This is a genomic window from Fervidicoccus sp. (assembly GCF_049967375.1).
Lineage (GTDB): Archaea > Thermoproteota > Thermoprotei_A > Sulfolobales > Fervidicoccaceae > Fervidicoccus > Fervidicoccus fontis.
In genome coordinates this window covers 1-19,426 of sequence record NZ_JBMFSV010000005.1, presented here as the reverse complement: position 1 = coordinate 19,426, position 19,426 = coordinate 1, and the positions used below count along the sequence as shown (strand labels likewise).

Sequence of the window (19,426 nt, the reverse complement as noted above, 5' to 3'; positions counted from 1 at the left end):
GTGTTTAAAGGTGATGAATTTGTCAAATTATTTTGAATGGGAATTAGGAGTTTTAAAAGAAGCAGTAAACCTTGCTGGATTACCTAGCGAGGTTTTTGACTACCTAAGCAAGCCAGATAGAATTATTCAAGTTAAGATTCCATTAAGACTTGACAATGGCAAACTACAAGTGTTCGAAGGTTATAGAGTCCAGTACAACAATGCGCTTGGACCTTATAAAGGAGGAATAAGATATCATCCAGAAGTTACATTGGAGACCGACATGGCGCTAGCTCTTGGCATGACACTTAAGAACTCTCTTGCGGGAATTCCTTATGGAGGAGGCAAAGGCGCAGTAAAGGTTGATCCTTCTAAGCTCAGCATGAGGGAGCTTGAAGCTTTAAGCAGAACGTATGTTAGAGGGATTTACAAATTAATCGGTCCAGAAGAGGATATACCAGCACCTGACGTTAATACTAATCCACAGACAATGGCTTGGATGGTAGACGAATATAGCAAATTAGCTGGAAGGAACGTGCCAGCTGTATTTACTGCAAAACCGCCAGAGCTTTGGGGCAACCCCGTGAGAATTTATTCTACTGGATATGGAGTTGCTGTTATGGCAAAAGAAGCGGCAGACCTATGGATGGGAGGATTAAAAGGCAAGAAAGTTGCAGTGCATGGCTTCGGAAATGTTGGTAGCTATGCAGCCTACTGGATTTCAAAGTTCGGAGCAAAAGTTATAGCTATTAGTAATGCATATGGAAGCGTATATGACCCAGAGGGAATTGATGTGGAACTCGCTTTAAAATCTCCAGAGATCTTAAAAGATGTAAGAAACTATCCAAGAGGTCAAAAATCCAACGATCCTGATACAATACTATATACAGATGTTGACATATTGCTTCCATGTAGCTTAGAAAATGTTATAACGGCCGAAAAAGCTAAGAACATAAAAGCTAAACTTATCGTCGAAGGTGCAAACGGTCCAACAACTCCTGATGCAGAAAAGATTCTCTATTCAAGAAAGGATTTCGTTGCAGTAATTCCAGACATTCTTGCAAATGCAGGAGGAGTAATAATGTCTTACCTCGAGTGGGTGGAGAACTTGCAGTGGTACTTCTGGGATGAGGAAGAAACTAGGCAGAAACTTAGCTCAATAATGAGCAACAACTTCAATAGGACTAACACATACTGGAATAAACTAAGAGAGAGATATCCAGAGAGATTAGTTACTATGAGAGATGCAGCATTCGCTCTTGCGGTAGAAAGAGTTTACACTGCAATGAAGCTCAGAGGATGGATCTAATTTTTCAATCTTTTTTAAATTTTTATTAACTTTTTTCTTTTTAAAAAGGATTGTCTTTCGGCTAAAAAAGAGTACAAATGAGGTTATTGTTTTTGGAAAAAAAGGAATTATTAGTTGCCATAGCATTGCTCTCCTTGATTTTTCTGACAGCTACAGCAAGCATAATGCATGCTGAACAGACTTCCTCTTATGTTAAATTTTTCGTTTATGGAGAAACGGGATGTCCTTATTGCATGCATCAGATTTCTTTCTTTAATACTACTTTTTCTCAGAACTACTATTTCTGCGATATATCATCAAACACCACCACATGTCTGACAAATTTTGCAAATTGGATTAGATTCTCTGGCATGCCTTTATCCGTTCCTCAAACTTTTGTGATATATAATAATACCAATTTGCTTGCAATCGTTATTGGAGATGTTGAAAATACCACATTTTGGAATTTGTTCCTTTCCTCACCCCCAAATCAAACAGGCTTTCCCGTTTATGTAGCAACTGATACAGGTGAAGTTTTAGCAGGGTATGTAAATGCAAATACACAACAACAAGAGTATATCATCTATAGATTCATCCTAGGACAAAACGTCACATTTACTACAACATCGACTCTAACGAATACGACAACTGCGCCCGCTAACACTACAACTTCGATTACAAATACTACAATTCCTAATTCATACCAATATTCGGGTAATTCTTTCATTGCAACTCTAGTCTCTTTGGCTGCTAGTGATGCCGTTAACATTTGTATAATATCTGTATATAGCTTGCTAATAGTTACAATAGCAGTAAATAAATCGAGAAAGCGAGCAGCAATTTCAGGCCTTGGATTTGCATTAGGAATATTCACAGGCTATTTAGCTCTTGGGCTAGGACTTCTGAAGGTAATATCATCTTTAGGGACTTTACCCTCAACAATTGCTAGATACATTTTAGCATTTTACGGAATTATATTGATAATATATTCCGCATATTCTTATTTAACTCAGGAAAGGAACTGTATAATATGTAAAGAAAATGAGGGTAAAAATAATAAGTCCTTCTTAAACATAAAGAGCTGGATGAATAAAAGTCCTGCGTTGCACTACATTCTCGGTCTAATTTTATCAATTTCACTCATACCATGCTCTGCAGGACCATATATAGTTTTTATTTTGCTACTATCTACTGTAAGCGGAATGCTGACAAAAATATTATATCTACTTATATATGATATAATATTTGTTGCCCCTCTCCTAATACTCCTTGAAATTATAGTGCTTACATTGAAAAAGGTTAATGAAAGAAAAGTTGCTATTGTGAGAGAGTTGGTCTTTATAATAGCTGGACTCTTATTGATAGTTTTAGCAATAAGACCTATCTAGCTAATCAACGCTTTTTTAATTTAATAAAATTGCAGAAAAAGATTATGTGATGATCATTGAAAAGGGTAAGACTTTTTCTATCTGATGTTAGAAGAAAGCTTCTCTATATTTACCTCTCTCTGATTTACAGAATATATCCTGCTAGCCCAAAATTTGAAGAATACAGAATAGCAAAAAATGAAGCAGAGCTGAACAATTGTCGTAAGATTCTCGATATCGGTTGCGGTAAAGGAAATTTTGGTAAAATACTAGACAACTTTGAAATGTATATTGGAGTTGATGTTTTGAACATTTTTGATAAAGATGATAAAAGAGAATATATAAGATCCTCCATGGATAGCCTACCATTTCGCGAGGGATTCTTTTTTGACTGCTCTTTTTTCATAAACTCTATTTTCTACTCAAATTCTTGGAAAAACTCACTTACTGAAGCAAAAAAATACAGCAAAAAAATTGTGCTGATTGACATAGACAAGACATATCCACACATATTCTTTCTTGACCTGTTAGAGGGAAGAATAAGGAAAAGACCTAGCGATATAGTAAAAGAGCTTCCACAAGGGGTTAAAGTCGTAATGCAAAAAAGTGGAGAAACATTTATGATCCTTATAGAAAACTTAAACACTGATTATCGTGACAATTAGAAATGAATGTATAGATATTTCAAAAAAGCCTAGACAAAGTGTTTTGAGTTTCATAAAGGTTTATAGGGACTGATATTGATTATCTGATTTGAGATAGAGAATATATTCCTCGAATACTGTGCGCGTGAAAGCTCCAAAGCCACATGCAGAACCAAGAAGGGATGCAGGGGAATAGAAATGATGGGATGATATTGATCTATGAACTTATATGAGACCTGAACCCCTTGTTATTTTATCTCATAGACAATTCTTTGAAAACATTACATTAATTAAAAAGAAAACTTTTCTGGATAGAATCAAAGTTACATTCTTATGCCCATTGATCCTTAAAAATATTATTTTTTTTAAAAAAATAATGATAGAGAGATGTAGAGATGGAAGAAAAAAGAAAGCTTGTTGTTTACGGTTTAAAAGGCTGCAGTCCTTGTGAAAGAGCTTTTTTATTTCTCAAAAAAGCAGGAATAGAGTTTGAGTATGTAGAAATTAGCAATTGTGATGATGCTAATATTGAGGAGGTTCTCTTTTATGAGGACGGAGAGGCTCTTCTTCCATTAATATTAGATAAAAAAACCGAATCGATCTTGATCGGATGCCCTAAAAGCTATGAAAGATTTATTGAAGAGCTTAGAAAGAGTATAAAAATATATGCTATTAATGATAAACAAAAAACATAGGTATTGGAAAATGGCAGAAAAGGGCAAAGAAAAAGAAGTTTGGATCGAGGAAAAAATAAAGATTCTAGATGAAAAGTACAAAAATGCAAGTGAAGAAATAGATGACCTCTTCCAAAGTACACTAAACGAGTTTGAACATCTGCTGAAAAGTAAAGGAAAAGAGTATAGTGAAAAGCTTAAAGAGAGGAAGTGAAAAATTACATATCATCTTAAAAAGACTTTTACAAGTGGTTCTAGATGTCAGATGACTTTGCATTTTTGGAAAAAATGGATTACATAAAAGTGGATGGGGCAATCAGTTCTTGCATAAAAAATTATTTAGAAAGAAGCAATGCTTCTGGATATGTAATCGGATTGAGCGGCGGACTAGATTCAACTGTCACATTATATATGCTTGTAAGATCTGTAGGGAGAGAAAAGGTTTTTGGTCTAATAATGCCAGAAATTGAAAGCAATTTGGAAGATATCAATGATGCTATTTACATTGCTGAAAAATTAGGAATAAAATATAGCGTTTTAGATATAACCAATGTGGTAAGATCTGCTCTTGATCTCTTTGGAGAAAGTTACGAAACGGCTGATAAGAAAGCTAAAGGTAATTTAAAGGCAAGAGCCAGAATGATGATCCTCTATTATTTTGCAAACAAAAACAATTACTTAGTTGCTGCAACTAGCGATAAAAGCGAATATCTTCTCGGGTATTTTACGAAGTGGGGTGACGGAGCTGGAGACATTTATCCCATCGCAAATCTTTATAAAACACAAGTTAGGCAACTTGCTCTTTACCTCGGGGTGCCGGAAAAAATCTCTTATAAGCCGAGTAGCCCTGGACTATGGCCTGGGCAGAAAGCTACTGATGAGTTAAAATATGACTATTCAATTCTGGACAAAATAATTTTTCTATTGGTAGAGAAGCAGGAGACTGTAGAAAACGTAAGCAAAATGCTGAACATTGAAAAATCTGATGTAGAAAATATTTGGAATACAATTTTAAAGAACTCTCATAAGAGAATACCACTTAATTCTTGCACCGTATCAGGTGTTAGAGAATGAATGAGGAAAAACTCATTTTTTCAGATTCTCATGCTCACAACAATCCTATAAAGGGAATAGGAGCGAAGAAGATCGCGGAAAAGTTCAGGGAAAATAACGGATGGTTTATAGCATTTTTAAATAATCCGGCTTGGGATTACTCTGATTCTTATATTTTTGATGTTGACGAGTATCTTAAGCTGGTCAACCTTCATATGAGAGATTGCAAATCCGCAACTGAAACTGGTTTGAAGGTAAAATGTTTCGCCGGGATCCACCCAGCAGAAATTGACAAGCTTGCAGAGTATGGGCTCCCTACATTAAAGGTGAGAGATTTCGCATTAAAAACAATCGAGAAAATTTTCGATATGTGCAAAGAAGGGTTATTGGATGGAATCGGGGAAATTGGAAGGCAACACTACAAGATCAGGATGGACGTTGCTGTTATAACTCAGGAAATTTTGGAGAGCTCCTTTACGTTCGCAAAAGACTATGGATGCAAGATTCAACTGCATTTGGAAAACATAAAGGGATTTACCGTAGAAAATATCGCTTCTTTAGCATACAAAACCGGTTTAAAAAGTGACCAGTTCTTGATACATCATGCTACCTCAAGCATTGTTGAAGAAGCAAAAAACAGGAGGGTATGGACGACTTATCCGGGAATCATAGAGGGCTTGAAATCCCTTTTTACTACAATAAGAAACCCTGAATATGTACTTATTGAAAGTGACTACGTAGACTCTAAGAAAGAGGGAGGGAGGATCACATATCCTTGGAATCTTCCAGACATCCAGCTATCTCTCCTGGAAAAAGGAGACGTAAGCAAATATTTCTTAGAAAAAATTAATATTGATAATGTTGAAAGTTTTTTTGATGTAAAATATTAGATTTTCAGATTAGCCTTCCCTATAATTTTTGAATACTTATACAATGCTGCCATCGAGCTTATTGCCTTTTCTGGTATTGGATATACTGGAACGCCGTTTTCCTCAAGGATCTCTGTTCCCATCTTTGTCTTTTCTCCCCCTAGCATCACAACGTTTACAGGCTTCCTGCTCTTATTGTATTCCTTCAATGTCTTCGCTATGCCGTTTGCCAATTCAACTGGATCGAGAAATGCAACTTCGCCGTACATGACTGTAATTCCTGAAACTAATTCGCTTTCTAGAGCGACCTTTATAGCCTCTATGTAGTTCTGGACATTTGACTGTCCAGTTAAATCTATCGGATTGTTAGGAGATCCGAACCATGGCATGGTCTTTCTAAATTCTTTCTTCAGCTCTTCAGGAACTTCCAAGAGCGGTAGACCATTAAACTCTGAAGCATCGGTAGCCATTACTCCCATCCCTCCTCCATTGGTAATAATGACAAAACCCTTTCCGTTAATTTCAAAGCTCTCCGAAAATGCCATCATCTTTGCCCAATTGAAAAGCTGCTCTACATCGCTTGCTCTAAGCACACCCGCTTGCTTTAATGCTGAATCATAAACAGCATCGCTTCCTGCTAAACTTCCTGTATGGCTCGCAACTGCTCTCGTTCCCCTCTCCGATCTTCCTGCCTTCAGCGCAATAACAGGCTTTTTCTTTGTAATCTCGCTGAATACTTCTATAAACTCATGTCCCTTCCCAGTTCCCAATCCTTCAAGGTAAAGACCTATAACCTTTGTGTTCTCGTCTTTCTCAAAGAACTTCGCCAGATCAATTGCATCTATATCTGCCATGTTCCCCATACTCACTATAGAAGATAGGCCGATCTTTTCCATTGAAGTCCAATGCATTAAAGCTATTCCTAAAGCTCCACTCTGCGTCAAAAACGCAATTTTTCCCTTATGAATATGCTCGGCACCGAATGTTGCATTAAGGTTCATAGGAGTATAAACTACACCGAAAACGTTAGGACCTAAAATTCTTATTCCGTACTTTTTCGCAATATTAACGACTTTTTCTTCTAAGTCAGCCCTTCCTACTTCCTTAAATCCAGATGCTATAATTGTTGCTACCTTTACTCCTTTTTTCCCAGCTTCTTCTATAATCTCTGGCACTTTCTCTGCAGGTATGGCGACAACTATATGTTCTACCTCATCAGGTATATCCAAGAGAGATGGGTAAGATGGAACTCCCAATATTTCCTTAGCTGAAGGGTTGACAGCATATATTTTTCCATTGAATTTATTTTTCACTAAATTTGACAGAATAACTCCTCCTATTTTCTCCAAATTCCTACTAGCTCCGACTACTGCTATAGATTTTGGCTTAAACAGTTTTTCGATTATCAAGTTATCGTTATTATTATTTGACATTGATATCTCCTCATTGGTATTTTACATTTTAAAATAAAAATTAAAAGGGATTAAATAACTAACTAGTATCAATAGTATTTTTAAATTATTAAATTTTCAGTTCAAGTAGTTTATCAAAGACAAGTCATCATTAAAAAAAGGTTATATTGAAAAAATATTAAAAATTATTTGTTATCTTTTACTGCATCATGAGGTGAGAAAAATAAGCAGTTCTATTTATGAGAGAGACATATTTCTTAAAAAACTGAAAAAGATCGAAGAAATAGCCCAGGAGAAAGGGATTAGTAAGATAGTTTTAATGAACGACACAAATATCCGTTACTTAACAGGCTTAGAATTAAGCGGAGCTGCAATTTTAGACTTCGTCAATAAGGAGCATACGATTATCATTCCATTTATGGAAAATTGGAAGATCAAGAAACTTTTTGGAGGATATTTCAGGGTTATAGGGGTAACTAGATATGATTTCGGACTAGAAGAAGGGGTAGAAAAATTCATAGGAAGCATAAATGAAGCGGTAGCCAAGTTTTTAATAGAAAGCGACAAAATAGGTATCGATTTAGATTTAAATAAGAGCAGTGATAGCAATATAAAATCTAAAGTTAAATCTGTCGTTCAAATAAACGACGAAATGATCAGAGTTAGGAGGACTAAGCTTCCTGAAGAGATAGACCTAATTAAAAAAGCAGTCGAGATCACAGAGAAAGCTCTTTCACAAACGATTGAAAATCTAAGGAATGGAATGAGGGAAAAAGAAATTTATAGTGAGCATATATGCCAACTTTATAAATCTGGTGCTGAATATTTAGCTTTCGACCCAATTGTAGCTATAACAGAAAACGCTTCAAACCCCCATGCCATTAGCGGAAATAGAGAATTGAAGGCGGATGATATCCTTCTTATAGACACCGGCGCTAAATTTGGAGGCTATGCTTCAGATATGACGAGAACTATTATACCTGAAAAGGGGGAATTCAAAAAATATATAGAATTGCTTGAAGAAGCATACTTCTCTTCCCTCGATGCCTTAAAAACTGGTGCAGGTGCTAAAGAAATAGACGGTATTGCAAGAAATATTCTAAAAAAATATGGATTGGAAAAGTATTTTATTCATTCATTAGGACATGGAGTTGGTATTGATGTGCATGAGGCTCCCAACATAGGACCGACTAGTAACGAGGTATTTATGGAAAATGAAGTAGTGGCAATAGAGCCAGGAATTTATTTCCCCGAAAAAATTGGCTTTAGGTTAGAGAATACAGTTATTGTTGGAAAGAATGGGGCTATTCCATTGAACTCATTAGAATTCGTTATACAGCGTTAAAAATATATTTAGTTTTTCTCTCCATTGATACTTTTCTTTTTCATCGCATCATAAATGTAATTTCTAGCTCTAGTTGAAGAGATCCTTCTCTTGTTTTCCAGCTCCTCAATTATTTCTGGCGTCAGCGTCTCAGGATCTGCATAGGTTGTCCTATTCAATTGCACAAGTCTTTCTTCGCTTACTAACTGCCTAAGTGCCCTTCTAAGTCTGTCCTCACCTATTATAGCACTAAAATGCTCTCTCAGTTGTTGCCATGTAAGTGGTCTCTGTTTCTTCTTGAAGAGATCCATTATGAGCTCTGGAATCTCGTCGTCGTGAGGGCCAACCTCAACTACGACTTCCTCATCTTCATATATTTCTTTTAGCTTCATTTTTCTCACCCTCCTTTTAATTAAATTTATATATACTCTCTTATATATGTTTTTTTCATATTTTTTATATACTGTGTATATTTTTGCGCAAAACTTTACTTCATATTTGACAGCAATTAATTATAATGAAATCTTTTTATTTATAAAGGTTATCATTTTTTTAAAAAGTTTTTAACAAGTTTTTAAATTATAAATAAATACAAATCTCTAAAACTTCTATTTAAACCTTATCTGCAGGAACATATATGGGAGCTCTACGATTCTGGACTATTGTCTTAAGAGTGCCTTTTTCGGCGAGCATTTTCAGTATCTTCTTAGATGTGCTTATTGAAACGCTGAGTTTCTGAGATAGCATAAATGGAGTTATATATTCGACTTGCTTCAATTCCCTCTCCGCTCTCTTTAATAGCTCATCTGGAACGGAAACATTCATTTCAGCTTGCTCTGTCATAGTTCTTGCTTTAGGCTTTTCCTCTCCTCCCTCTCTCTTTTTTGGCATAGCATTGATCACCTTTTTATCTTATAATAAAACAATGTGGGTTTATTAGTTTTTAAGAAATAAAAAATTCAAATAAGAATTTAGCTTTATTAATGAGTGTGAAATGGATGAAATTGCTTCAGATAGGCGACATACACTGTTCTTTAAAGAATTTAAAAAGACTTTTAGAATTGAGAGATGAATTAGAATATGAAATTGCAATTGTACATGGAGATTTAGAATGCGACGGAGAGATAGTTGATCTGTTAGAGAAGCTATCTGATAAAATACTTTTCGTTCCCGGAAACATGGATGATGTCGGGTTAATAAAGATATTTACAGAGAAAAGCTATAACATTGACTCTAAGCTCGTAAAGCTGGGAGAATATTACTTTTTAGGCATTGGTGGGCAGAACTTTTACTCTTCGTATACCTATGCTCTGAAAAAACTCGAAGAAATGAAAGAGAAGAGGAACCTTGTGATCGTTTCCCACCACCCTCCAATTACACAAAATACGGATGTATCATTTGGAGGGATACATATAGGTTTGCCAGAGCTAACAGAAATAGACGAAAAATACTCCCCACTGGCTCACCTTCACGGACATGTTCATGAGTCGCCTGGAATAGATTACATAGGAGATACTTTGGTGGTAAATGCAGGTTCTCTAATGCATGGAAATTTTGCTATTGTAGATATAAAAAACAGAAAGGCTGAAATCAAAAAAATCGTTTAGAAACACGAAGAGTGGTGGGCTATTTGAATCCAACTAATATAAAAGATCATCTAAAGGGAAAAGTTTTGAGCGTAGTATCATCGATATATATGCCAAATAGTTGTATAGATTTTGTGTTGAATCCTTCGGAACAAAATTCTGCAATTTGCTTCAATGACCTTTTTGAGTATTATGATAAGGAGAAAGTAGGTCTCTTATCCGAGCTCGTTCAAAATTATAAGGTAAATAGAATAGTAGAGCTTACTCCAGCAGGATGGATATGGCCTGAAAACATTGCTATTTACATTCATGGAAGGTTCTATGAGTTGAAATGTGAAAGCGATAAAGAGATGATAGAGATTACTAAGGATAATTTAAATAAAATTGAAAAATGCAGAGGTAAAAGGATAATACCTGTTTTTTCAAGAGGTGATGAGGAAAAAATCATTTATAGCTCTATAAGGTCAATAATGTCCTCTGAGCTATTATTAGTATTAGGAAAAGTGGATATAATTTCTCCTGGGTCTTATTTACCTTGGATCGCGAAAAATTTTGGAGGCATTTACATAGTTGAGATAAACCAGGAAAATAGCGAAGTTGATAAGTTCGCAGATTTAAAACTTAACTTGAGCCCAATCGACTTCTTAAAAAGTATCTTGTAATCCGAACCAACCGAAACTGATTTTTAGTAAAAACTATTGAAGATATTTCTACTTTTTGCTTTTATTTATTTCCTTTTTAACTTCAAAAATACTAGTTATGACGCTCTGACCACTGTTTTCACATTCTCCTAAAATTTTCCCTACATAATCTCCTTTCTGGAAAGCCCTTTCGGTTGTTTGCCCTGTGCTAGTGCATGTTATTACGGTTTTTACTTCGACCTCTTCCTGAGTTTTTTTAGGTGACATCTGAATCATCGCATAGTAAAATAAAGCGAGAGTCGCCGCGAGGAGCACAAGTGTAAGTATACCTTGTACTTCTGGAGAAAAAATTGATGTCCCGCTAGAAAATTGCATCGCGAATACCATCTGTATTCAACCTCATTATCTTATTCCACAGCTGTTTCCTATACCTGCAATTATTATTATGCTGTCTTCCGGTATATTTTTAACTAGCTCCTTAATTCTCTCTGTAACTTTATCTATAGCATCGACTATTTCCTTCTTCATAGTTAAAATTGCTTCTTCCATGCTCATTTTAACTATTATTGCATGGAGCGGAATGCCATAATTAGCAGCTGCCCTTTCTATCCTGATCTTTTCAGGACCTACGTCTCCTATAGCCGCTCCTGCTCCCTCCGTTACCTCTCCAGTAGGCTCTCCCTCAAGCTTTAGAGCTGCATCTACAGTTATTATCATACCGACTTTTTTGTCCTCCTCATTAACCAGCTTATTCAATAAGGACTCAACAGCGAAGCCAGGATGCCCAACGTTGCTTTCGGGACCACTTGCCTTTATTAGATAAGCTTTCCTATTCTCAATGATTGTCTCAAAGTAAACGGTATCTTTCACGATTTCAACAGGCTGTGCATTCGGTCCTGCTAGTTTAAATACCGTTAATGGACCTGCGCCATCTCCTACAGGCTTTCCTTCTAAAAATACATCTAACGCCTTACTATATGCTTCAGCCTGCTTAATGAGCATTGGCAAGATCATTTCCAGTTGCATAATAAGTATCCAATTGTTTGTCTTCTGTCCAGTTATTAAATAATGTCTTACATATTTAAACACAAGCGTTAAGGCAGATGCGATTTCCAGAGCTGTAACTGCAATGCTCTTTTCAACTTTGCTTGCCTTTGGGACTACTTGTTCGAGCAATCCTTCTATTCTATCCTCTCTCGTCTTAAATAAAATATCCATTCTCTTAATTATGTCCGTAGGTTCTACGTTTACTGGATCGATTACAAAGTAGTTGATACCCCTCTCAACGACAGGCTCAGGCTTCTCCAACCCTAAACCTTTAAGGAAGTTTATAGTTTTATTCTGTGAATCAAGCGCCATTTTTTCCAATATATTAAGTTTAAGCTTAATATTTCTCGAGGAAATATATATCTGGAACCTTTGGTTAAATCCCAAAAATAGAAGTAAGAATACTATTAAAAACGCAAGCTGGGATATTGCATTGATCCAGTCAGTAATTGTTGAGGACAAATCTATTACACTCTCTACTCTTTTACTAAAAACTTTCTTCAATACGTTAATAAAACTAATCATTATGTTTTTCAAGTATAGCTATAACCAAATGAACTAAATTACAGTGCTTTCTGGAGGGCCTTAATAGGAAAAAATAAAATACTTTCTGCTAATATGAAATATTTAGAAGGCGGGGGTGCCCGAGCGGACCAAGGGGGCGGACTCAAGATCCGTTGGCGCAGGCCAGCGTGGGTTCAAATCCCACCCCCCGCATCTTTCTTTTGCTATGGAGTTAACTACATGAGTTGCTTCTTAGAATTTTAAATTTAAATTAAATTTGTAATATAATTAAGAATAAAACTGACGATTTTCCTGATCAAGTCTATTATATGAATAATGATTTATCGGATAATGGTTAAAATCTAAAATTTAAATCCGTATTACCGCTCTTAGTTCCCTGTTTGAGGGTTTTCGGTCTCTGTATATAGTTCTAGATTTTTTAATGCCTCCATAACAGAATCCATTATTTGGTCTAGTTCTCTTGGATCCCTACCTTTCTGCTTGTAGCTCCTTTTGATTATATTTTCCACTATTTTATAGCTTTTGTACTTTTCATTGAGCGTTTTCCATTGAATCCCCTTCAGTAGTTCAGCGACATCTTCTTTATATGGCACAATACCCTTTAGCATCAAAAATGAAACTATCGGATAACCCATATATCCTTTATAGAAAGTTCCATTATCATTTGAATTTGCTATCTTCTTTTCCAAGTCGAGGTATACCTTATATTCTCTAGTGCCATCAGAAGATTTTACAATTGCATTCTTATCGTCTATTATATTTATCCTTTTATCTCCAATAGTAGATAGGGCTTCAAGAACTTTAATTCTTGGAGGAAGTAAAAGCCTCTTCAAACCACAGACATCTCCTTATAATATTAATTTATCTTCTCAAGTAAATAAAAAACTTTTAATTGAAAAAGCACCTTCAATCCGCCTTGAAAGCAAGAGTTCTCTCGACTGGGATCTGAAGACCTACAGTATCTCCAATTTCTAATTTATAATCAGAAGGAATCAATGTATATAAGAATACATTTTCACCGATTTCTATTTTTAACTCCTGCATCGTTCCTGTAAACATCTTAAATACCACTTTTCCCTTAACAATGTTGAATTCGGAAATTTTTTCCTTCCTCTCATATGGAATGATATGTTCAGGCCTTATTAGTATCCTTATCCTTTCTCCTTTAACAAATGTCACGCCCTCCTCAGCTTTAGAGATCTTAATTTTTGTTCCTTTATCTAAAGATGCAATATCATCGCCTTCATATATTGCTTCAATGATATTAGGCTTTCCAAAGAAAGAGGCGACAAATATATTCTTTGGACTAAAGTATACTTCTTCTGGAGTCCCTACCTGCAGTACCTTTCCGGCATTCATTACAGCTAGCCTATCGGAAATGCTCATTGCCTCTTCTTGATCGTGAGTGACATATATCGTCGTTATTTTTAGCTCTCTCTGTATTCTCTTTATTTCCTCTCTCATTTCAACCCTCAACTTAGCATCCAAATTACTTAATGGCTCATCAAGAAGCAAAAGCCTAGGCTTAATTACTAAAGCTCTAGCGAGTGCAACTCTTTGTTGCTGACCTCCAGAAAGCTGATTCGGGTACCTCTTTTCCATTCCCTTAAGCTTCACCAGCTCCAAAACTTCTGTAACCCTCTTATTTATCTCTTCTTTAGAAACTTTTCTGACCTTCAGCCCATAAGCCACATTTTCGAATACGGTCATATGGGGCCAAAGAGCGTAGTTTTGAAATACCATTGCAGTACCTCTTTCATAAGGCTTTTTATATGTTACATCTTCATCTCCAAAAAATATCTTTCCTTCGTCAGGAATTTCAAAGCCAGCAATCAGCCTCAAGGTCGTAGTCTTTCCGCAACCGCTAGGTCCAAGGAGAGTGAAGAATTCCCCCTCGTTAATAGTTAAGTTTAAGTTATCTACTGCTATGACCTTCGACTTTTCGTAAGTTTTCTTCAGCTCTTTCAGTTCTACTTTGACCACTCACTTACACCCCAATGAAAGCATAGCTCTGCTTGAAAACTAGTGTAATAATTATGATAACAATTATTTGAAGAAGCATTAAAAGAACTCCTAATGCGGCGGCTAAATTAGTTCCATCTATCCTTCCGCTTACAATCAGATCAAGCATCACCATAGTTATAGGACCCTTATGATTGGGGCTCGAAACATCTCCCCCTAGGCCACCTATAGTAATGCTCACGCTTGTTTCACCCATACAATAAACGAAAGTTATCATAGCACCACTTGTAATATTTAAAATTATAAGTGGGATTACTATTGAAGCTAAAGTTCTAGCTCTGCTGGCCCCAAGGTTAATGCTTGCTTCTTCCAATGACAAATGCGTTTGTTGTAGTCCTGCATAAATGCTCCTAGAAGTAAATGGTAATCTTCTTACTGAATAAGCAAGGATAAGCGGTATTGCAGGATTATATATGGGATCCAAGAGGGTGTTTGGGAACACGTCATGGAAAAAGAAGAAATAACCAAACGCTACAACTAAGCCAGGTATTGCTAAAGCGATTGTTGAAAGGTAGTCTAACAGAGATATACCTGGGAGCTTAACTCGCGCAACCACATAGCTTATACTGAGCCCTAACAAAATTATAATTGCGACCGCAGCAGTGGAGTATACTAAGCTATTTATTATACCTCGATAAACTCCCGGTATAGAAAAAAGCTGGAAGAAGTAGTTTAGTGTGAAGCCTTGAGGAAGAGGTGACTGGGACCATTGCTTGCTAAAAGCGAGCATCGCAACACCTATTTGAGGTGAAATTGTAACCAAAACAAGGGGAAAAACAAACAAATATACTAAAATCTTTCCTTTCAATCTCAATTTTCTTTCCCTCGGTGCTGCCCTTCCTCCTTTACTAACCATTGCATACTGTCTTAAACTTACCTGCCTTCTGATGCTTATAAAAAGGACTAAAGATATAAGCAACATGGTCAATGCCAATGCTCCAGCTACCGGATTTCCAATGCCGACGCTCATGCCTTGAAAGTACGAATATATTTGATATGAAAGGACGTCTCTGAAGCCAAATATTAAGGGGGCACCGACATCTTCTATACTGAATATAAAAACCAGAACCGCACCTGCAGCCAATCCAGGAAAGCTCAACGGAAATGTCACGCTCCTAAATAGCTTAAAACCCTTTGCTCCCAGATTTTCGGCCTGCTCTTCTAGCGAAGGATCTATGTTCATCATTGAAGAGTATACGTTGAGGTAAACTATTGGGTAAAAAGTTATCGCTTGTGCTATAATTATACCTGCGATATCGCTAAAAGAGAGCCTTACATCTTGATTTAAAATATGAGAAAGAATCCAGCTCAAAGTATTTACTCCAAAGCTGGGACCTATAAACTTCTTCATTACATACGTATTAATGAAGGGAGTCATCAGAAGAGGGACAATTGCTAGTATTCTGAGCAAAGTTTTAAGAGGAAAAGAATATCTTGCAAGTACAAATGCCACAAGTAACCCTATAAATATGGAAATCACAGTCACAAAGATCGCAATAATTATAGAATTCAGTATAATTCCATATGAAACACCACTTATCTTTATGAAAGTTGTTGAACCGAATTTATTTACAGATATTGCAGTGCCTATAGGATGCAAATTTATATATTGAGGCTGGAGAAAGAGGCTAAAGTTGAAATTTCTCACAGAAGCAAAAATTGAAACTATTGGTAGAATCATGAACAAAATAAGATAAGAATATGAAAAAAATATTTGTGAAATCAGGAGCCTGTCTAGCTCAAACTTCAGGCTCCTGAAGCCTTTAAAGTCAATATTCAACTTTATCCTCCTAGTTGTCTCACTTCTTGCAAGACATTTGTATACTTCTGCGTCGCTAAATTCGTCCAGGTGTTCATCAAAGAGTTAATGTCAACTTTGCCTGACTGGACCGCACTGTTAAGCTGTATTGCTTCATTCATTGTAAATGTGGTTTGATTGCCGGTAATGGGATCTGTGAATACTATTGGCGATGTAAGCTGATTCTCTAGGTTCATAAATGTTGTTATATTAATTCTTCCATTGATATATGCGTTGACAAGTGCAAGCCATGCCTGCTGCAATGCTTGATTGGGGTTGACTAAAACGGCCTTAAAGTAGCTCAATGTCACATTTTCATAGCTTAAAACAAGAGAGTCATTGAAATTAATTGATTGTGTATGGAGTATTGACTGATAAACCTTATATAGATCCTGTCTTGCTTGCCCAGCTGATGTGTTAAAGACTGCTGGATTTGCAGGCAATCTATTAACATTTGGATTCAACCATATCTGCTGTCCATCGGTGAGCACCCAGGCAATAAAGGCCTGTGCCTCTGTTGGATGCTTTGAAGTGGCGAATAGAGCTATCGGATCTCCGTTGATAATAGTCTCATTAGCAGGAGCGATGTAGACACAGGAAGGATTCTGATACTGAGCAATATATCCGTAAAAGTCGATCGTTATTCCGACAACCCTTTCTCCTCTAATTACTGAATCTCTTACATCGGAGCTCGCAGATCCGGAGGATGAGATATATGCATTTGCAGCCATTAAGGTAAGGAGCTTCCATCCTTGATCCCAGCCGTATTTTGTCAAAATTATCTCATAAATTCTCGCGTTGCTTGTGCTTACGGTTGGATCTGCCATTGCAAGAGGAGCATTTCCTGTTTCGGCATAAACTCTAGCGAAGTTTAATGAAGCTAGATCCTGCCAGCTTTGAGGTATAGGTAGACCATACTGCTTTGCGAGTTGAGTATTAACAGTAAATCCAAAAGATGAAATAGCAGCGGCTACCCAGTATATGTTTCCATTGCTGTCTACCCTCTTCATCGGCACTCCTGCAATAGAATTTGGAATTTGGCTTGCCGCATTAAGGGCAATAGTTGTGTTTAAAGGCGCCAACAGATTGTATGAATACATCGAATCAAAAAGCGTAGGTCCCCCTCCCCACCCAACATCAACGTTCTTAGCAGTAGCCGTAGATGCCCATAAGTTTTCTGGGACTGATAAAAATTGGAGGTCTACGATGTTGTATTGCTTAGCTATAGAAGAGTTCAAGAAGGTGCTTCTCGCTAAATCGGTGATAACACTCGGATGCCTTGTAAGAATAGTAAGAGTCACTCCGCTTGCAGAAGTATTAGTCTGAGTAATTGCAGTTGTAGTTGTTGTAGTGCTCGTACCTTTACTTGACTCATATGCGTAATATGCTGCAACTCCTATAACAATTAGTATTATTATTATGCCCACAACTGCTAGAGTAGAAATTGCTTTCTTGTTCATATTTAACCACTAAATTAAAAATAAGTAAAAATTTCCTTTTAAATCTTTTTAACTCAAAGCTAAAAGCTGTTTTCTTTCCCCCACCTTTCATAGAGGTCGTTCTCGATTCCCAACGCATCTAGGATCTTTCCTACTATAAAATTCACGATATCGTCTATGCCCTTAGGCTTATGATAGAAAGCAGGCATTGCAGGAAGTATAATAGCACCAGCCTTTGCCAGCTCGACCATCGCATTAAGTTCTATCAAGCCCAAAGGAGTTTCTCTCGGCACAACAACCAATTTCTTTTTCATCCTGAGAAAAGCTAATGCTGCTCTAACTACAAGATTATCAGAAATCCCATATGAAATTTGGGATAGAGTTTTCACGCTACATGGAACTATAACCATAGCGTCTCCTATATTGCTAGAACTAGCTAAAGGGCTCATGAAGTCTTTTTCCTTATAGATTTTTATTTTATCACTATGTTTTTTTGAAATACCTACAAGAAATTCCTCTAGAGAAACCCCCTCTTCCAGCTTAGAAACGAGATTTGCATGTTCTGTATAAATAATTTCCATATTGTAACTTTTTTCAACTAATACTTCTATCAGTTTTTTTCCATATATAATTCCGCTTGCTCCGGTAAGCGCAACTACTATTCTCTTCATATTTCTTCCTCACAAATTAACATTAATTAAGCAAGTAATTAAATTCAATTGTTTTCCAAAATAAAAACTCTATTCATTTATTGTCTCGGCCTAAAAGCGTAATACTGAAAAGAAACTATTTTTGGAAAAAACTGCTTGGAAAATAACAAGTATAAATGAAACATTTATAATGTTAAAAAATAAAAATAATACATAAATAGGTATAAAACTATGACATGCCAGACACATGTAAAATTTTTGTTTTTGCCCCTGATACTAGCCTCATTAATTTTAGCTTCAATTATATATGCATCTCAAGCAACCGGCAATCTATCAACAATTGTCCAAAATACAACCTTCAATTCAGAAAATTTGTTTGTATTATGCTATAGCGTGAACAGCGATTCTATAGCTATTCAAATAAAAAATGAAGATAATAAAGAATCTGTAGAAACGTTCGATGTAATTTTCATAAACACTCGCAATGAAACCATCGCTACATTAAACGGAATAAATTTAACTCTCTCACCTGGAGAAACAAAGGTTATACAAATCTCAAATGTGCCATTTAGCTTAAATCAAAATGTCGTTTTTCCAAAAGTTGTTGAAATTAGCAGTAATGAATACGAAATTCAAGTACCAGTAAACAGTTGAATCGAATTTGTTGAATATCTTCTAGTTTTTAATGGTGCAACTTTGATTTTGTCCATTAAAGCGAAAATCCTTGATATTTGTAACAGGTATCATAATGCTTATCTTTTTAAATTTAATATCTTGTTGGTAATTAATTTAGACATATACTATAAACGATTAAATACATAATAATTACCTATGATAAAAGTTAATTTTTATACCCAGCAAATGAATGATTTAAGATTTAATAGATGCTGGAACAATATCCTAAATTTAGATGTGTCTCTTTAGAATATGACATAAGTATGATGAGAAATGCACGTACAGAGCTAAGCAATGAAGAGCCTAGACAAGCTGTTTTGTTTTTTTATATTATGTTTATATTTTGATGTTAATGTTTTTTTTGCTATTTATAAATCTCTCCGCATTTGAATTCTAGAGTTGAGCTGCTCTGTGAAGGGAAAAGAGCTCTTCC

General features: G+C 36.0%; 21 protein-coding genes and 1 tRNA gene. 12 read left to right on the top strand and 10 right to left on the bottom strand.

Features of this window, described 5'->3' with window-relative positions; all coding sequences use genetic code 11:
• The first annotated feature begins 13 nt into the window (after positions 1-13).
• From ACP5SL_RS01740 to ACP5SL_RS01710, 7 genes are all read left to right on the top strand, one after another.
• Positions 14-1,288, top strand: a complete 1,275-nt coding sequence (locus tag ACP5SL_RS01740) for a Glu/Leu/Phe/Val family dehydrogenase (protein WP_428228092.1) — start codon at positions 14-16, stop codon at positions 1,286-1,288.
• 92 nt (positions 1,289-1,380) lie between these two features.
• Positions 1,381-2,655, top strand: a complete 1,275-nt coding sequence (locus ACP5SL_RS01735; RefSeq protein ID WP_428228091.1) for a hypothetical protein — start codon at positions 1,381-1,383, stop codon at positions 2,653-2,655.
• 56 nt (positions 2,656-2,711) lie between these two features.
• On the top strand, positions 2,712-3,299 hold the full coding sequence (locus tag ACP5SL_RS01730; protein ID WP_014557866.1) for a methyltransferase domain-containing protein: 588 nt from the start codon (positions 2,712-2,714) through the stop codon (positions 3,297-3,299).
• A gap of 374 nt (positions 3,300-3,673) precedes the next feature.
• Positions 3,674-3,973, top strand: a complete 300-nt coding sequence (locus tag ACP5SL_RS01725) for a glutaredoxin family protein (protein WP_014557867.1) — start codon at positions 3,674-3,676, stop codon at positions 3,971-3,973.
• A 10-nt stretch (positions 3,974-3,983) separates the two neighbouring features.
• Positions 3,984-4,166 carry a hypothetical protein gene (locus tag ACP5SL_RS01720; protein WP_014557868.1) on the top strand — a complete coding sequence of 61 codons (183 nt, stop codon included), beginning with the start codon at positions 3,984-3,986 and terminating at the stop codon, positions 4,164-4,166.
• Between the two features lie 44 nt (positions 4,167-4,210).
• Positions 4,211-5,026 (top strand): NAD+ synthase, encoded by an 816-nt coding sequence (locus ACP5SL_RS01715; RefSeq protein ID WP_014557869.1) that lies wholly within the window; start codon positions 4,211-4,213, stop codon positions 5,024-5,026.
• Entirely contained in the window at positions 5,023-5,895 is an 873-nt protein-coding gene (locus tag ACP5SL_RS01710) for a TatD family hydrolase (protein ID WP_014557870.1), read from the top strand. The genes ACP5SL_RS01715 and ACP5SL_RS01710 overlap by 4 nt, the downstream gene beginning before the upstream one ends.
• On the opposite strand, the gene ACP5SL_RS01705 is transcribed toward ACP5SL_RS01710, so the two are convergent.
• Positions 5,892-7,307 carry an acetate--CoA ligase family protein gene (locus tag ACP5SL_RS01705; RefSeq protein ID WP_428228090.1) on the bottom strand — a complete coding sequence of 472 codons (1,416 nt, stop codon included), beginning with the start codon at positions 7,305-7,307 and terminating at the stop codon, positions 5,892-5,894. The two genes, ACP5SL_RS01710 and ACP5SL_RS01705, sit on opposite strands and share 4 nt — an antisense overlap.
• Positions 7,308-7,500: 193 nt before the next feature.
• Between ACP5SL_RS01705 and ACP5SL_RS01700 the strand changes: the two genes are divergently transcribed.
• Positions 7,501-8,631: a M24 family metallopeptidase gene (locus ACP5SL_RS01700; protein WP_014557872.1), complete on the top strand. Its 1,131-nt coding sequence runs from the start codon at positions 7,501-7,503 to the stop codon at positions 8,629-8,631.
• Between the two features lie 8 nt (positions 8,632-8,639).
• On the opposite strand, the gene ACP5SL_RS01695 is transcribed toward ACP5SL_RS01700, so the two are convergent.
• Together ACP5SL_RS01695 and ACP5SL_RS01690 are read right to left on the bottom strand one after the other, a co-directional pair.
• Positions 8,640-9,002: a hypothetical protein gene (locus ACP5SL_RS01695; RefSeq protein WP_148683611.1), complete on the bottom strand. Its 363-nt coding sequence runs from the start codon at positions 9,000-9,002 to the stop codon at positions 8,640-8,642.
• A 220-nt stretch (positions 9,003-9,222) separates the two neighbouring features.
• A complete protein-coding gene (locus ACP5SL_RS01690; RefSeq protein WP_148683612.1) occupies positions 9,223-9,501 on the bottom strand; it encodes a 30S ribosomal protein S25e in 279 nt (92 codons plus the stop codon).
• Between the two features lie 107 nt (positions 9,502-9,608).
• On the opposite strand from ACP5SL_RS01690, the gene ACP5SL_RS01685 reads away from it, so the two are divergent.
• On the top strand, positions 9,609-10,217 hold the full coding sequence (locus ACP5SL_RS01685; protein WP_158308307.1) for a metallophosphoesterase family protein: 609 nt from the start codon (positions 9,609-9,611) through the stop codon (positions 10,215-10,217).
• A gap of 23 nt (positions 10,218-10,240) precedes the next feature.
• On the top strand, positions 10,241-10,858 hold the full coding sequence (locus ACP5SL_RS01680; RefSeq protein ID WP_148683613.1) for a hypothetical protein: 618 nt from the start codon (positions 10,241-10,243) through the stop codon (positions 10,856-10,858).
• A gap of 48 nt (positions 10,859-10,906) precedes the next feature.
• Here ACP5SL_RS01680 and ACP5SL_RS01675 read toward each other — a convergent pair whose 3' ends face one another.
• Entirely contained in the window at positions 10,907-11,212 is a 306-nt protein-coding gene (locus tag ACP5SL_RS01675; RefSeq protein WP_148683614.1) for a hypothetical protein, read from the bottom strand.
• A 27-nt stretch (positions 11,213-11,239) separates the two neighbouring features.
• A complete protein-coding gene (locus tag ACP5SL_RS01670) occupies positions 11,240-12,346 on the bottom strand; it encodes a DUF1512 domain-containing protein (RefSeq protein ID WP_428228089.1) in 1,107 nt (368 codons plus the stop codon).
• 172 nt (positions 12,347-12,518) lie between these two features.
• Between ACP5SL_RS01670 and ACP5SL_RS01665 the strand changes: the two genes are divergently transcribed.
• A tRNA-Leu gene (locus ACP5SL_RS01665) sits at positions 12,519-12,601 on the top strand.
• 176 nt (positions 12,602-12,777) lie between these two features.
• On the opposite strand, the gene ACP5SL_RS01660 is transcribed toward ACP5SL_RS01665, so the two are convergent.
• The 5 genes from ACP5SL_RS01660 to ACP5SL_RS01640 all read right to left on the bottom strand — a co-directional run bounded on the left by ACP5SL_RS01660 (position 12,778) and on the right by ACP5SL_RS01640 (position 18,339).
• A complete protein-coding gene (locus ACP5SL_RS01660) occupies positions 12,778-13,242 on the bottom strand; it encodes a hypothetical protein (RefSeq protein ID WP_272985686.1) in 465 nt (154 codons plus the stop codon).
• Positions 13,243-13,315: 73 nt separating this feature from the next.
• Positions 13,316-14,392: an ABC transporter ATP-binding protein gene (locus ACP5SL_RS01655; RefSeq protein WP_428228088.1), complete on the bottom strand. Its 1,077-nt coding sequence runs from the start codon at positions 14,390-14,392 to the stop codon at positions 13,316-13,318.
• 4 nt (positions 14,393-14,396) lie between these two features.
• Positions 14,397-16,211: an ABC transporter permease gene (locus ACP5SL_RS01650; RefSeq protein ID WP_014557881.1), complete on the bottom strand. Its 1,815-nt coding sequence runs from the start codon at positions 16,209-16,211 to the stop codon at positions 14,397-14,399.
• 2 nt (positions 16,212-16,213) lie between these two features.
• Complete coding sequence (locus ACP5SL_RS01645) at positions 16,214-17,689, bottom strand: ABC transporter substrate-binding protein (protein ID WP_014557882.1); 1,476 nt, start codon at positions 17,687-17,689, stop codon at positions 16,214-16,216.
• 59 nt (positions 17,690-17,748) lie between these two features.
• The gene (locus ACP5SL_RS01640) at positions 17,749-18,339 is read right to left on the bottom strand and encodes a UbiX family flavin prenyltransferase (RefSeq protein ID WP_014557883.1); all 591 of its coding nucleotides are present in this window, start codon (positions 18,337-18,339) and stop codon (positions 17,749-17,751) included.
• 210 nt (positions 18,340-18,549) lie between these two features.
• Between ACP5SL_RS01640 and ACP5SL_RS01635 the strand changes: the two genes are divergently transcribed.
• Positions 18,550-18,972: a hypothetical protein gene (locus ACP5SL_RS01635; protein WP_193803719.1), complete on the top strand. Its 423-nt coding sequence runs from the start codon at positions 18,550-18,552 to the stop codon at positions 18,970-18,972.
• The last annotated feature ends 454 nt before the right edge of the window (positions 18,973-19,426 follow it).